Source organism: Amycolatopsis sp. (genome assembly GCF_025464955.1).
In the GTDB taxonomy this organism is placed as follows: Bacteria; Actinomycetota; Actinomycetes; order Mycobacteriales; family Pseudonocardiaceae; genus Amycolatopsis.
In genome coordinates, this window is the sequence record NZ_JAODNM010000013.1 from 1 (window position 1) to 14605 (window position 14605).

Annotated in this window: 15 protein-coding genes; 4 read left to right on the top strand and 11 right to left on the bottom strand. The window is 67.2% G+C overall.

Features of this window, described 5'->3' with window-relative positions:
• Window positions 1–1000 (bottom strand): DUF222 domain-containing protein (locus JWQ81_RS01410; protein ID WP_297536895.1); only part of this gene is annotated, 1000 nt, incomplete at its 3' end.
• Between the two features lie 375 nt (window positions 1001–1375).
• Here JWQ81_RS01410 and JWQ81_RS01415 point away from each other — a divergent pair.
• Window positions 1376–1729: a hypothetical protein gene (locus JWQ81_RS01415; protein ID WP_297536896.1), complete on the top strand. Its 354-nt coding sequence runs from the start codon at window positions 1376–1378 to the stop codon at window positions 1727–1729.
• 64 nt (window positions 1730–1793) lie between these two features.
• On the opposite strand, the gene JWQ81_RS01420 is transcribed toward JWQ81_RS01415, so the two are convergent.
• Window positions 1794–3014 (bottom strand): aldolase/citrate lyase family protein, encoded by a 1221-nt coding sequence (locus tag JWQ81_RS01420; RefSeq protein WP_297536897.1) that lies wholly within the window; start codon window positions 3012–3014, stop codon window positions 1794–1796.
• 4 nt (window positions 3015–3018) lie between these two features.
• The gene (gene aceB / locus JWQ81_RS01425) at window positions 3019–4596 is read right to left on the bottom strand and encodes a malate synthase A (RefSeq protein ID WP_297536898.1); all 1578 of its coding nucleotides are present in this window, start codon (window positions 4594–4596) and stop codon (window positions 3019–3021) included.
• Between the two features lie 115 nt (window positions 4597–4711).
• Here aceB and JWQ81_RS01430 point away from each other — a divergent pair, with 115 nt between their 5' ends.
• Complete coding sequence (locus JWQ81_RS01430) at window positions 4712–5482, top strand: IclR family transcriptional regulator (protein WP_297536899.1); 771 nt, start codon at window positions 4712–4714, stop codon at window positions 5480–5482.
• Window positions 5483–5489: 7 nt separating this feature from the next.
• On the opposite strand, the gene JWQ81_RS01435 is transcribed toward JWQ81_RS01430, so the two are convergent.
• The 7 genes from JWQ81_RS01435 to ftsY form a co-directional block, all read right to left on the bottom strand.
• Window positions 5490–5819, bottom strand: a complete 330-nt coding sequence (locus tag JWQ81_RS01435; protein WP_297536900.1) for a DUF4333 domain-containing protein — start codon at window positions 5817–5819, stop codon at window positions 5490–5492.
• A 38-nt stretch (window positions 5820–5857) separates the two neighbouring features.
• Entirely contained in the window at window positions 5858–6592 is a 735-nt protein-coding gene (locus tag JWQ81_RS01440; protein ID WP_297536901.1) for a hypothetical protein, read from the bottom strand.
• On the bottom strand, window positions 6589–7077 hold the full coding sequence (locus JWQ81_RS01445) for a YbaB/EbfC family nucleoid-associated protein (protein WP_297536902.1): 489 nt from the start codon (window positions 7075–7077) through the stop codon (window positions 6589–6591). The genes JWQ81_RS01440 and JWQ81_RS01445 overlap by 4 nt, the downstream gene beginning before the upstream one ends.
• Window positions 7074–7568, bottom strand: coding sequence for a hypothetical protein (locus JWQ81_RS01450; RefSeq protein ID WP_297536903.1), 495 nt, complete (start codon window positions 7566–7568; stop codon window positions 7074–7076). The genes JWQ81_RS01445 and JWQ81_RS01450 overlap by 4 nt, the downstream gene beginning before the upstream one ends.
• A 69-nt stretch (window positions 7569–7637) precedes the next feature.
• A complete protein-coding gene (locus JWQ81_RS01455; RefSeq protein WP_297536904.1) occupies window positions 7638–9044 on the bottom strand; it encodes a putative T7SS-secreted protein in 1407 nt (468 codons plus the stop codon).
• Complete coding sequence (locus JWQ81_RS01460) at window positions 9044–9655, bottom strand: hypothetical protein (protein ID WP_297536905.1); 612 nt, start codon at window positions 9653–9655, stop codon at window positions 9044–9046. The genes JWQ81_RS01455 and JWQ81_RS01460 overlap by 1 nt, the downstream gene beginning before the upstream one ends.
• Before the next feature lie 123 nt (window positions 9656–9778).
• Window positions 9779–11095: a signal recognition particle-docking protein FtsY gene (gene ftsY, locus JWQ81_RS01465; RefSeq protein ID WP_297536906.1), complete on the bottom strand. Its 1317-nt coding sequence runs from the start codon at window positions 11093–11095 to the stop codon at window positions 9779–9781.
• A 151-nt stretch (window positions 11096–11246) separates the two neighbouring features.
• Between ftsY and JWQ81_RS01470 the strand changes: the two genes are divergently transcribed.
• Together JWQ81_RS01470 and JWQ81_RS01475 are read left to right on the top strand one after the other, a co-directional pair.
• Window positions 11247–12497 (top strand): anhydro-N-acetylmuramic acid kinase, encoded by a 1251-nt coding sequence (locus JWQ81_RS01470; protein ID WP_297536907.1) that lies wholly within the window; start codon window positions 11247–11249, stop codon window positions 12495–12497.
• The gene (locus tag JWQ81_RS01475; protein ID WP_297536908.1) at window positions 12484–14061 is read left to right on the top strand and encodes a sodium:solute symporter; all 1578 of its coding nucleotides are present in this window, start codon (window positions 12484–12486) and stop codon (window positions 14059–14061) included. The genes JWQ81_RS01470 and JWQ81_RS01475 overlap by 14 nt, the downstream gene beginning before the upstream one ends.
• A 212-nt stretch (window positions 14062–14273) precedes the next feature.
• On the opposite strand, the gene JWQ81_RS01480 is transcribed toward JWQ81_RS01475, so the two are convergent.
• Window positions 14274–14605 (bottom strand): integrase core domain-containing protein (locus tag JWQ81_RS01480; protein ID WP_297536909.1); only part of this gene is annotated, 332 nt, incomplete at its 5' end.

Sequence of the window (14605 nt, forward strand, 5' to 3'; positions counted from 1 at the left end):
CTCGCATCACGAGACGGCAGCGTTGCCCGGGGGTGATGAATCGCTTCGATCGCCCCAAATCCATCGGCTCACTATTCATGCCGAGAACGGCGGGAATTACCTTGCAGTCACACGCCAACATCCGTGCCTCCGCCGCCGTGATCACACCGCCGAAGTCGAGCATCGCCGTCCCGATCCCGGACTTCAGCATCTCGAAGTCCACGGTGACCGCCACATGCACCCGGTCACCACCATGAGTCGGGATCTCGTCCACCGTCATGGCGAGGCGGATCAGGTCGACGAGGGCGTCGGCGTGGCGTTCCCATTGGCTGCGGGTGTCGCGACCTTCCTCTTTCGTCGAGTGCGGCTTCGCCAACGGATCCAACGCTGCCCGCAACTGGGCGTAGGCCAGGTTGTCCAGCTTGCCTTTCAGTGTCGCGGAGCCGTCGCGGTGCTCTTGGAACGCCAGCTCCCGCTGCGGTCTCTCCGGCGGGTCCTTCGGCTCGGGTCCGTCGGGGTCGAGGGTGTCGAGGATCCGGTCGCCGGCTTTCTTCACCTCGACCGGGGACGCGGCACGGGCCACACCGATCAGGATCTTCTCCGCCGCCACCCGATCCTCCTCCGACACCGTCGCAGGCATGGCCGTCATCGTCTTCACGATAACGTCGACGTGGGCGGGTGTGAGGGCACCGGCCAGTGCGGCGAGCCCGGTCAGGGGCGCGACACCGGGGACCTCTGTCCCGTCGATGGTGTAGGCGGAGTTGGTGCCGCGGGCACGGACTACGATCTGGCGTGCCGCGGGCTCGGTCATCCCCGTCGTATGCATCAGCCACTGCACCGCGGAGTTGTACTGATGAGTCGCCTTGATGCCATCGGTCTCGGTCTTGGTGACCACGAGCCCCAGCAGCGCGGTGTACCGGTTCATTTCCCGGGTGATCACGCGGGCGTAGTCGACCAGCGTCGCCGGATCAGCACGCCGGATATCGGCGGGATCAGGGAGGGTGATCGGTACGCTGGGCACTCCTTTATTCTACTACGGATCGAACGTACATTCGGAACACGTTCAGGTGATACGTGTAGTCGCGGTACGTATTCATCGATTATTCGAAAAGGCTGGCATAGCAACGAATTTCGCCCGCTCGCCTCCTGCAACTGCTTGCCGCGTCACTCACTCATACACCAGACAAACGAGCGCAGTCGCTTACCGTGATTGGCGAATCACGAAAGGCGCCAAACATGCGTTCACTGCCACAAGAAGCCTTCCGCAGCGCCGCACCGGCAAAACGGAACGGGCCCTCGGGACCGCTCCTCTAATCCCGGCCGGCCCCCGGTCCTTGCTGCAACGTGGAGGCGTTCGGCAAGCGCGACGGTCGAGCGCTGGCACAGACCGGTGCAGATGTCCGTCGAGCAACCGGAGATGATCCTGCGCAACCCCGAACTCGTCCGCCGCTCCTGGGAGCTGCAGTCCGAGGGGCGGGCCGAGTTCATCACCACCTTCGGCTCGGATCTGGTCGTCCTGCGGCCGGACGAAGCCTCCGAGCAACTACGGCAACATTTCCTCCGCGTGTACACCAGCAAAGCCCCGAAGCAGAAGACAAAGATCGACTTCAGTGGACCAATCAAGCAGCTGCTCGCGCCGATGGAAGAACTACAGGACCGCGAGACTGTCGCGATCGTCTACGACGAAATCGAGGGATTGGGCTTCTGGCAAAGAACCGCGCCTATCTCGATCATTTGCGCAGCTATCTGAACGAGGACTCCGCGCACATACCCGCCACCACCTGCGTCGGAAATCGCCTGGCCGAACTCCTACGCTAAACCAGACGTCGCGCGTAGCCGTCCAGAGTCGTTCTGTCGACACCGGTCCGCTGGGCGACTTCGTCGTCGTCGAGGGCGCCGCAATCGAGCCCCCGGCTCAGGTACGCGGCCAGGGCCTGCGCGGTAGCGGGTTCGTCGAGGACTCCGCCGGAGGTCTTCTCCGCGTAGTCCTTCAACCTTGTCGCGGCGGCGGGGAAACCTTCGCGGAAGAACGTGTATGTGGCGGCGAAACGGCTCGGCAGTTGATGCGGGTGCAGGTCCCAGCCCTGGTAGAAGCCGCGTTCCAGCGAGCGACGGACGAGCCGCGAATGCTCGCCCCAAGCGGCGAGGACGGCGTCGCGGTCGCCGATCGGCAGCCGGTTGGTCGAGCCGTCCGACAGCCGGACACCGGTGCCCGCGGCCGCTACCTGCATGAACGCCTTCGCGAAGTCCGCCGCGGGGTGTTCCATGCTCTGGTACGCCGCGCCGATGCCGAGGCCCGCGCTGTAGTCGTAGGTGCCGTAATGCAGCCCGGAACACCGACCGGCCGCCGCCTGCACGATCCGCGCGACGGCCACCGTCCCGTCCGGGGACAGGATCGACTGGGGCGTCTCGATCTGCACTTCGAAGCGCAACGAACCCTCGGCGAGGCCATACGCGGATTCCAGTTTTCCCAGCACTTGCGCGGCAGCCTCGACCTGCTCGACCGCGGTCACCTTCGGGAGCGTGACCACAAAACCTTGCGGCAACGGATGTTTCTCGAGCAACCCGGCCAGAAACAAGTCCAGTGTCCGGATTCCACGTCTGCGAGTGGGTTTTTCGAAGCTCTTGAACCGGATCCCGAAGAATGGCGGCGCGGTGCCCTCGACGACCGACTCGGCGAGCGTCCGCCCTGCGGACAACGCGGCCTCATCTTCGACGTCGTCGCCGGGGTTGCCGTAACCATCCTCGAAATCGATCCGGAGGTCTTCGATCGGCTCAGCCGACAGTTTGCCCCGCACCTTCGCGCGGACGTCGTCGTCAGCCAGCCCTTCGCCGTGCGACGCGAACACTTCGGAGGCACGCTTTCCCCACTGTGCCACCAGATCGCCCGTGTACGCGCTCGCCGGCACGTACACGGTGTGCACCGGCTGGCGGCCGGCCGGCTCACCGGGGTAGAGCGCCGCGACTCGGGCGTCCGCCTCGGCGAGCCGGGCGTCGGCAGCGCTGTAGACCTCGTCGGTGAGCCGGCCTGCCATGCTCTTACTTGATCCGGTCGTAGGCGGGCAGCGTCAGGAAGTCCGCGAACTCCTCGGCGAGCGCCACCTGCTCGAACAGTTCGACGGCCGGGTCGAGGAACTCGGCCGCGATGACGTCCGCCAGCTCCCCGCGGACCTCGCCGAGCACCTTGCGCACCAACGGTTCGCTGACCTTCTCACCGGTGTCGAGCACAGTCGAGTTGTGCACCCACTGCCAGATCTGCGAACGGGAGATCTCGGCGGTCGCCGCGTCCTCCATCAGGTTGTGGATCGCCGCGGCACCGTTTCCGCTCAGCCACGACGCGATGTAGCGGATGCCGACGTCGACAGCGGCACGCAGCCCGGCGGCCGTCGCACCGCCTTCGGTGCCGGACAGGTCGAGCAGCTGCTCCGCGGTGACGTGAACCTCGTCGCGGGTGCGTTCGAGCTGGTTCGGCTTGTCGCCGAGGACCTTGTCGAACTCTTCGCGGCAGATGTCGACCATGCCGGGGTGCGCGACCCACGAACCGTCGAACCCGTCGCCTGCCTCGCGGCTCTTGTCGTCACGGACCTTGCTGAGCGCCTTCGCGGTGACTTCCGGGTCGTTGCGGTTGGGGATGAACGCGGCCATCCCGCCGATCGCGAACGCGCCGCGCTTGTGGCAGCTGTGCACGAGCAGCTCGGTGTAGGCCCGCATGAACGGCGCCGTCATGGTGACCGAGTTGCGGTCGGGCAGGACGAACTTCTCCCCCGCGTCGCGGAAGTACTTGATCATGCTGAACAGGTAGTCCCAGCGGCCGGCGTTCAGCCCGGAGGCGTGTTCGCGCAGCTCGTAGAGGATTTCTTCCATCTCGAACGCGGCCGGGATGGTCTCGATGAGCACGGTGGCGCGGACCGTGCCGTGCGTGATGCCGAGTGTCTTCTCGGCGTGGGTGAACACGTCGTCCCAGAGCCTCGCTTCGAGGTGGCTCTCCATCTTCGGCAGGTAGAAGTACGGGCCGCTGCCGCGTGCGAGCAGTTCCTTGGCGTTGTGGAAGAAGTGCAGCCCGAAGTCGACCAGCGCGCCGACGCCCTTGCGGCCGCCGAAGGTGAGGTTGCGCTCGTCGAGGTGCCAGCCGCGGGGACGGACGACGATCGTCGCGTGCTCGACGTCGTCACGCAGCGAGTAGCTCTTGCCGCCGCTCTCCAGGGTGATGGACTTGCGGACGGCGTCGTGCAGGTTGACCTGGCCGGACACCACGTTCGCCCAGTGCGGGGTGTTGGCGTCCTCGAGGTCGGCCAGCCACACCTTGGCACCGGAGTTGAGCGCGTTGATGGTCATCTTGCGGTCGGTGGGACCGGTGATCTCGACGCGGCGGTCACGCAACGCGGGCGGCGCTTCGGCGACCTTCCACGCGGACTCGCGGACCTCGCGCGTCTCGGGCAGGAAGTCCAGCTTGCCGGTGCGCTTGGCCTCCTCGCGGCGCTTGCCGCGGGCTAGCAGCAGGTCGTCGCGACGGGCGGCGAAGCTGTCGTGCAGGCCGGCGAGGAAAACCAAGGCCTCCGGCGTCAGGATCTCGTCGCCGCGCTCGACCGGGTCACCGAGCACCTGGGCTTCAGACATGCGAACACTCCCAAGAAAACGTCCATACGGTTTTTACATCTCGGACTATAGTTTCTGCATAGCGGAAGCTCAACCGCGCCGGTTCATCGGGCAGTTCACCGTAAGGAGGCTCATCGTGGCAGCGGAGAACCCGCCGGAAAAGACCGGGCGCGATGGTGGTGTCCAGTCGCTCCAACGGGCCTTCGAGCTGCTCGAACGCCTGGCCGATGCGGGCGGCGAGGCCAGTCTGTCCGAGCTGGCCGCCCTGTCCGGGCTGCCGATGCCGACGATCCACCGCCTGATTCGGACCCTGGTCGCGCTGGGCTACGTGAGGCAGAACACGAACCGGCGGTACGCGCTCGGCGCCCGGCTGATCCGGCTCGGGGAGCACGCGAGCATGCAGTTCGGCGCCTGGGCGCGGCCGCTGCTGACCGAGCTTGTCGACGAGGTCGGCGAGACGGCGAACCTCGCGGTGCTGGAACGCGACGAGGTCGTCTACGTCGCCCAGGTCCCTTCGAAGCACTCGATGCGCATGTTCACCGAGGTCGGCCGCCGGCTGCTGCCGCACGGCACCGGCGTCGGCAAGGCGATCCTTTCGCAGCTGCCCGCCGAAGAAGTCCAGGCGCTGCTCAAGCGCACCGGCATGCCCGCGTACACCGAGCACACCTTCACCGACCCCGACGAGCTGCAGGAGCACCTCGCGCAGATCGCGGAGCAGGGTTACGCGCTCGACGAGAGCGAGCAGGAACTTGGCGTCCGCTGCGTCGCTGTCCCAGTCCTCGGCGCTCCGACGCCCGCCGCCGTGTCGGTGTCCGGCCCCGAAGGGCGTCTGACGAAGGAGGCGGTCGGCCGTATCGCCCCGGTCGTCCAGCGCATCGCCGGCCTGATGGCAACCGGCGGCAGCTAACTCGCGGCTAGGGCATCGGCTTGCTGTCCACCGAGACGCCGTAGTTGGCCTTGCCGTCGGCATAGGAGTTGACCGTCGCTGTCAGGCCGTAGCGGACGTTGCCCGCGGAGAGCACGCAGCGAGCGGTCTGACCGGCCTTCGCCGTGATCGGCCCGGGGCACTCGACGGAGTCCGGACGCTGGCCCACCTTCTGCTGCAGGACGTCGGAGATGCCCGACTGCAGGCTCTCCTTGGTGATCGCGGGGTCGTCCTTGGTCACCGACACACTCGCCGAGCAGCCGGTAACGGCCAGGCCGAGACAGATCACCAGCGCTGCTTTTCGCAGGGACAGGGACATCGGGGTGGAGCCTCCTACTTCTGGACCTACTTCTGGACCTACTGCCAGACGGACGGTGGGATGAGATCGAGCAGGTCGCACCGGTAGTCGAGAGCCGGGATCAGCTCCGCCGGGTCGCGGTGGTCGCTGACCGGGTCGAGGACGTCGAGCTGGTCACCGAGCAACATGAACCCGCGGGGCGCGCGCTGGTCGGCGAGCAGGAACTGGATCATCCGAGGGTTCAGCACCGCCTGGGCGAACCTGTCGTCGCCGGCCGAGACCTCGAAGCGTTCGTCGAAATCCGGGTTGCCGAGCTGTAGGTCCTGCTGGCCGATGCTCGCCCGGACCCGGCTCTGGGCGCGCAGTGCCGCGCTGACGGTGAGCGCCGGCCGCGCGGCCGGGGTGCGTACCCAGATCGCCCGGATCTGGCTGTACTCATTGCGGTGGTGGACGCCGAACAGGGCCGCGATGAAGGGCCTGCCCCGATGCGTGCCGGTGACGACCTCCTTCGCGTCGACCGCTTTCGGCGCGAGGTGGTACGGGTTCAGCGGGTTCAGCACCTGCAGCGGGCTTTGCACCGCGAACTCGTTCTGCGCGTTGAAAACCGCGGCGTAACTGTCGTTGCGTTCCTCGTAGCGCCAGCCGCGGTTGACGCTCTCCTCCTGCAGCCGTCCCAGCGACGCTGTCTGCTGTGCGTTGTAGGACTTCCTCAGCCACACGACCAGCCAGACGATCAACGCCGCGACCACGACGACCCCGCCGACGGTGATCGCGATGATGGCTCCGGCACTCATCGGTTCTTCTCACCATCAAAGCGGTTGTAGACGCTGAAGTCCTCGAACAGCTTGTCGTCCTCGCCGCGTGGCCGCCGAGCGGGCTTGGGCGCCGGGCCCGGATCACGCGGACGCTGGTCCCCGAACAGCTGCTCGTCCGAGTCGAGCACGCGGTCGAGCAGTTCGGTGTCGCCGAGGCCGCGGCGGACGACTTCGGCCTGCAACCGCGCCGCCGAAGCGCGCGCTTCGGCCAGCGTGTGCATGACGATCGCCGACAGCGCATCGGGCGCGGTCTCGCGCACCTTATCGCTGAAGGTGATCGCGCTGACCGAGCCGTTCGGGCCGGCTACGACACTCACCAGCCCGTCCGGCGAGGACGCGCGGCCTTCGGCGTCCTTCAGCTCGTCGACCATGTGCTGGTAGGCCTCGGCGCGGCGCTGGTTGCCGGAGGCCGCGGTGTCGATCGCCTCGATCCGGCCCAGCAACTGCTTGGCGGCTTCATTCATTTCGCCCCCTCGGGCTTGATCGTCGCGAGAAACTCCTGGAAATCGCCGATGACCTTGTCGAACTGCTCCTGCAACGAGGTCAGCACGATGTGCAGCACCGCTCGGCGGGTCGGGTTCCGCTGGTCCTGCATGCCGAGGAAAACCTGGAACTGCACCAGCTTCTCGGGTTTCCCGTTGAGCTGCAACGACAACTGGACGGCTTGGGTCAGGCCGGGATTCTCCGCTGAACCGACCTCCTTGCGGCGCCCCAGCTTCGCCTCGGCTCCACCGGCACGCAGCCGCTCCAGCGCCTCGTCCGCGACCTCGGTCAGGACGACGTCCTCCGGGCGGACCTCGCCGCTGAGCGTGATGTTGGGCGTGAACCCGTTGCCCGCCTCAGCGGGATACAGCGCGACGAAGGCGGCTTCAGGCGTGCCGACCTCGTCCGGCGGCACCGAACGCCAGCCCTCAGGCAACGAGAACTCGATCGGTACCGGGATCGTGGTAGCCACGTTCTTCTCTCCGAATCTGTGGTGAAAACGGTGTACAGCGCCGAAACCCGGCCAGAAGCCGAGGCTCCGTCAGAAGCCGAGAAAGTGACCGACGCTCTTGGCTGCGTTTTCCGCTCCGTGGCCGATGTCGGACGCGACATCGCCGACATCATGCGCAACATCCTGCACCGTGTCGACGACCTCCGCAGGATCAACGCTGACGTCGAACCCGACCTTGCCGCCGATGCCGAGACCCACCCCGACCGAAGCGCCGAGGTGGAACTTGCCATCGTCGCCCATGCCGACCTGGCCGCTGGCTTCGGCGCCGACACCAGCCCAGGCCTCGCCGTGAGCACCGGCGGTGACCCCGGCGACTTCGGCTCTGGCGTCGCCTTCGACCTTGGCGCCGGCGAACGCTTCCGCGCTGCCCTGGGCCCCGGTCCAGCCGAGCTCGGCGTCGGCACTGGCCTTCGCACCGACAATGCCTTCAGCGCTGGCCTTCACTCCGGCATGGTCACCGAGGTTGACCTCGCCTTCGACGCTGCCCTTGGCCAGGTAGGCCTCGGCGTTCGCACCCGCCGACACGCCCAGCACGCTCACACCGGCGTGGGCCGAAGCGTCGGCGCCGAGCACCGCGCCCTCGATCTTGCCGCTACCGGAAACTCCGCCGTCCTGCCCGAATTTGCCGTCCAGCGAGCCCTCGGCCACGTTGACACCCGCGGATGCCTCCACAGTCGACTCTGAGGTGTCGATGCCGAGCTTCTCGAGGAGGGGGCCGAGCTTGTCGGTGAGCATTCCGCCCGACTGGTCGCCGAACTCCTTGCTGTAGCTCTTGCCGCCCTTGTTCGACTGCCAGCCGCCGGGGTCCTCCTCGACCCATTCCTTCTTCTTGTCGTCCCACTTCTTCTGCTTCTTGCGCGCGTCGGCCCCGAACTCCTTGCCTTCGCCGATTTCCTTCTTGTAACTGCCGTCTTCGCTCTTCTTGAACCCGAGTTTCTCCGCGACCGCGCCGCCGACCTGCTCGACGTGGTCGCGCGCGGCGTCCAGGATCGCCTGTGCGCCCTGGGCCGCGGCCTTTCCCGGATCCTCGAACGGCGCGAGCAGCTGACCGGCTCCCTGCGCCGCCTGCGCCTGCGTGTTGTACTGCGCGGCGGCGGTCCGGCTCGCGGCCTGCGCCTGCGTGTACTGCTCGATCGCGCGCTGCGCCTCGCTCTGTCCCCAGGTGAGCGCGTCGCCGAAGTCCGCGAGGGCCTTTCCGTTGTCCGCGGCCAGATCGACGGCCTGCGCCCACTTCGGCGGCTCGGCGCCGAAGGCCTGGCGAAAAGCGTCACTCGCCTCGCCGGTCCACTGTCCGGGGTTGATGTCGTGAAGGTCTTCGCCGATGCCGCCCATCTTCTGGATGGAACCGACGAGCCGCTTCAGGTCGCTCGTGATCGTCTCCGGCTCGCCCGGGATCAAGGCCTTGGGATCGGTCGTCTGCCCCAGCTCGGCCGCCATCAGTAAACCGGCCCTTCTCCGTCACGGGGGGTGGGCCGGTCGATCGAGGAGTCGGGGAACAACTCCTGGGACCGCTCGGGACTCATCACTCCGGAATGCGCCTCGTCGGTTTGTTTTCCGAGCCGCTCGTCGAGCTGTGACGGCGTGAGGTTTCCGGTGAAGCCGCCACCGGGAACGTCGTGCAGCCCGGCCCCGTTCGTCGGCTCGTACAGCATGCCGCCGGTGTCCGCCGCTTCGTCGCCGCCGCCCAGGATTCCGGTGATACCGCCGGTGAACCCTCCGCCGGGTACGCCGCGCAGCCCCCCGCCGGACGAATCGTCGAACAGGTCGCCGAGCTTGCCGAGCGAGTGGTCGGCCGTGTTCTCGGCCTCGGTGTACGAACCGGCGGCGGTCTTCAGGCTCTCACCGTGGTGGTCTGCCTTGTCGCGCAGCTCTTTGACGTGCGTTTCGAGATCGGACAGGAAAGTCGACCAACCCGCCTGGACGCCGGCATGGCCGTAGTCACCGCTCGCCCCCTGCCACTGCAGTCCGGCCGCGGCGCCGACCACGTCACCGATCTTGTTCGCCGCCTGATACAGCTCGTTCGGAACCGCGCCGTAACCGCCGGTCATCCCCAACCCCTGTCGTTATGTCCGTATTGCTGGACATAAGGTCCCAGAGGGTTATGACCGACTTGGCCGTTTCGGGGCAAATTCACCCATTTGGGTGAGTGCGAATCCGTCTACCGGAGTACGTCAGCCCAGGAGCGCGTCGACGAAGGCGCCAGGTTCGAACGGGGCGAGGTCGTCGGGGCCTTCACCGAGGCCGACGAGCTTGACCGGGACGCCGAGTTCGCGCTGGACCTGGAAGACGATGCCGCCCTTGGCCGTGCCGTCGAGCTTGGTCAGCACGATGCCGGTGACGTCGACGACCTCGGAAAACACGCGGGCCTGCGTGAGGCCGTTCTGACCGGTGGTGGCGTCCAGGACCAGCAGGACCTCGTCGACCTTCGCCTGCTTCTCGACGACCCGCTTGACCTTGCCGAGCTCGTCCATCAGGCCGGTCTTGGTGTGCAGCCGACCGGCGGTGTCGATGAGCACGGCGTCCACGCCCGCCTCGACCCCGCGTTTGACGGCGTCGAACGCGACCGCGGCCGGGTCGGCGCCTTCCTTGCCCCGCACGACTTCGGCGCCGACGCGCGCACCCCAAGTCTGCAGCTGCTCCGCCGCGGCGGCGCGGAACGTGTCCGCCGCACCGAGCAGCACGGTGGCGCCCTGCGCGACGAGGACGCGGGCGAGCTTGCCGGTGGTGGTGGTCTTCCCGGTGCCGTTGACGCCCGCGACCAGCACGACAGCCGGCTGCTTGGTGCCGTCGACCACGTGCGGCAGCGCGCGAACGGCACGGTCGCTCGGGGTCTGCAGCGCGTCGACCAGTACCGAGTGGAGCACTTCGCGCGCCTGCTCGGGGGTGCGCACGGCGCGCTTGGTCAGCTCCGCGCGCAGCTTCTCCACGATCTCCGTGGTGGTGGCCGAGCCGAGGTCGGCGACGAGCAGCGTGTCCTCGACCTCCTGCCAGGAGTCCTCGTCGAGGTCGCCGGCGCCGAGCAGACCAAGCAGCCCCTGACCGAACACCGACCGCGACTTCGACAGCCTTCCGCGCAGCCGCTCCAGGCGGCCCGACGGGGACTCGATGTCGTCGAGCTCGACGCGCGCGAGTGCCTCTTCGACGTCGTCGGGCAGGACGACATCGACCATCGTGCGCTTCGGAGCATCGCGGGGGACGGACGCGTCGTCGCCGACGGCGGGCTGTCCGTCGACCTCGGTCCGGTCGGCGACCGGGTGTTCGGGCGCCGCGGGCGTCTTTTCGGAGTCCGCTTGGTCGCCACCGGGCGCGAGCGCGATCGGACCGCTGGTCTGGTAGCCGCCGCCCTTGGGCTTGCGCTCGCCCTCGAGTTTGGCGGCCTCGTCCAGGGTGATCCGGCGACGGCGCGCGACGAACAGCCCCGCGACGAACACGACGACCAGCAGGACTACGACCGCTAAAGCGATCCAAAACCACAGGGAGCTCGACACGCCGTCATCCTCCCATCCGAGGTCCAGGCGGCGAGGGCACCCCACCGTCGGGCCAAGGAGTAACCAGGAATAGCTCGGTTGGGACAAGAAAAAACGATTCTGCTTGCGTCCTGGCCCGTCCAGGACTAAACCACTGGCGATGGGGGTGGCGATGGGGGTAGGGACGAACTGCGGGCTGCGGGTCATCGGCCTGATTTCCGGCACGTCGATCGACGGGATCGACGTGGCCGCCGCCGAGCTGAGCTTGGTCGGCGACACCGTCGAACTGCGTCCGCTGGGGCACCTCGATCTCGCTTACTCCGAGGATTTGCGCGCCGACCTGCTGGCCACGTTATCGCCGAACCCGTGCAACGCCGCGACCCTCACCCGCCTGGACACTCGCGTCGGGCAAGCGTTCGCCGACGCCGCCGCGGCCGGGGTATGTGACCTCGCCGATGGACGCGCAGACCTGGTCGCTTCGCTGGGGCAGACGATCTACCACTGGGTCGAGGACGGCACCGCGCGCGGAACCCTGCAGCTCGGGCAGCCCGCGTGGATCGCCGAGCGCACGGGCTTGCCGGTCGTCGCCGACCTGCGCGCTCGCGACGTCGCCGCGGGCGGGCAGGGCGCGCCATTGGCCAGCACACTGGACGCGCTCTGGCTGGCCGACCTCGCGGAATCAGCCGGACATCCGGTCGCCGCGCTCAACATCGGCGGCATCGCCAACCTCACGGTCCTTGCGCCGCGAGGCGAACTGCTCGCCTACGACAGCGGTCCTGGCAACGCGTTGCTCGACGCGGCCGCCACCGAACTCAGCGGCGGAACGGCCCGCAGCGACGTCGGCGGCGAACTGGCGCTATGCGGCACTGTTCGCGCAGACCTGCTCAAGCGTTTGCTCGACGATGAGTACTACGCGGCGACGCCGCCGAAATCGACCGGCAAGGAGTACTTCAACCTCGGCCACCTGCACCGGATGACCGACGGGTTCACGATCACCGGCGACGATCTGCTCGCCACGCTGACCGAGTTGACCGCGGTCACAATCGCCGACGAATGCGTCCGACACGACGTCGGAACGCTCGTGGCGTCCGGCGGCGGGATCGAGAACCCCGCGCTCATGGCGGCGCTGGCCCGGCGCCTGCCGACCACGGACCTGCGGACCAGCGACGACCTCGGCCTGCCGCATACCGCCAAAGAGGCCTACCTCACCGCTTTGCTGGGTTGGTTGAGCTGGCACGGGCTCCCGGGCAACCGGCCATCGGCGACAGGGGCGCGGGGACCGCGAGTCCTCGGCAGCTTCACCCCTGGCGCGGAACCGCTGACGCTGCCGGAACAGCTGACGCCACCCAACGCAACCGTGACCCGACTGCGGGTAGCGGGACACCGAGCCGATCCGGTAGGAGATAACCATGAATCCTGTTGATCTGGTGATCGTCGTGGTCTACCTGGCGGCGATGCCTCTGATCGGCGTGCTCATCGGGCGGAAGCAGAAGTCCGCGTCGGACTACTTCGTCGGTGAGCGCAGCATGCCGTGGTGGGCGGTCACGCTGTCGGTCGTGGCGACCGAGACGTCGACGCTGACCGTGATCTCGACGCCCGGTCTCGTGTTCGGCAACGGATTCCTGTTTCTCCAGCTGGCTTTCGGGTACATCGTCGGCCGCACGATCGCGGCGTTCGTGTTGCTGCCGCGGTACTTCAAGGGCAACTACGTCAGCGCGTACGAGTACCTCGGCAAGCGCTTCGGCCGCGGGGTGCAGGGCACGGCGTCAGTGACGTTCGTGATCACGCGGCTCCTCGCCGAGGGCCTCCGCCTGTTCGCCGGCGCGATCCCGATCAAGGCGATCCTCGACCACTACAACATCCACACCGCGTACTGGCACATCGTGGTCGTGCTGACCGCGCTCACCGTGATCTACGCGTTCGTCGGCGGGATCAAGTCGGTGATCTGGGTCGACGTCATCCAGTGGTCGCTCTACATCCTCGGCGCGATCGGCGCGATCATCGTGCTTTCGACGAAGCTGCCGAGCGGATGGACGGACCTCGCGTCCGCGCAGGGCCGGTTCCAGCTGACCGACTTCACGTCGAACCTGATCACGCAGCCGTACGCGTTCATCACCGCGGTGGTCGGCGGGGCGTTCCTGTCGATGGCCTCGCACGGCGCGGACCAGCTGATCGTCGGGCGGCTGCTGTCTTGCCGCAACCTGCGCGACGGCCAGCGCGCGCTGATCGGCTCGTCGATCGTGGTGTTCCTCCAGTTCGGGCTGTTCCTGCTGGTCGGCGCGATGCTGTGGGTGTATACGGGCGGGGCGAAGGGCGCGACAGCGCTCGACATCAAGGCGGGCACGGGCAGTGGCGACGACGTCTTCCCGCATTTCATCGTCAACGACCTGCCGGTCGGCCTGGCCGGGCTGCTGATCGCGGGCATCCTCGCGTCGACCATGGGCGCCTTGGCTTCCGCGCTCAACGCGCTGTCGACGTCGACCATCGCGGACCTCTACCAGCGGTTCAGCAAGCGGGCCATCGAGGACTCGAAGCTGCTCCGGCACGGTCGCATGTGGACACTGATCTGGGCCGTGGTGTTCGCGGTGTTCGCGTCGCTGTTCACCAGCAGCAAGGACCCGGTGATCCAGCAGGGGCTCGCGATCGTCGGATACACCTACGGCGCGCTGCTGGGGTCGTTCTTCCTCGGGCTGCTGATCAAGAAGGCTCGGCAGGCCGACGCCGTGGTCGCGTTCGTCGCGTCGGTGGTCGGGATGGCGTTCATCATCCTGTGGGTCAAGTTCGACAAGACGACCACGGCGATCCACCTCCACTTCGGCACGGCGACGAAGACGTTAGTCCCGCTCGCGACGTACTGGTACACGCTCGTCGGCGTGCTGATCACGTTGGTCGTCGGCGGACTGCTGTCGCTGCGGCACTCCTCCCCCGACCCCAACGCCGCCGAGTCCGAGAAGACCGTCGACCGAGACCCCGTCAGCACCCTCTGACGAGGGCACTTTTGTGGCGCTTCGGTCGTATGTGTCGGTGTACGGCGAAAGCCGGTGTCCGAAGCTGGGTGTGGGACTCGCCGGTCTGACTGTGGGACTCGCACAGCACATGGGCGAGTCCCACACTCCGGCCCGGCGAGTCCCACGTTCACGCCGACGAGTCCCACAGTCAACGTGAACCGCCCCGGGTTCGGTAGAGACTCGCTGTTGGGTCAAGCGACCAGGCTGACCAGGTCACCGTCCGCGTACAAGGTCTCGAACTCCACAGGCGGACGGCCACCACAAGCCCCATGCAACCGGCGACTGTTATACCAATCCACCCATGCAGCAGTAGCGACGTCAACCTCGGACCTATTATGCCACGGCCCGTTCGGCTTAATCAACTCAGTCTTATAAAGCCCAATCGTAGACTCCGCAAGCGCGTTATCCAGAGCATCACCAACCGTACCGATCGACGCATCAATACCCAAATCGATAAGATGCTGAGTAAACCGGAAAGAAGTATACTGACTACCCGCATCAGAATGATGAACCAACTTATCCT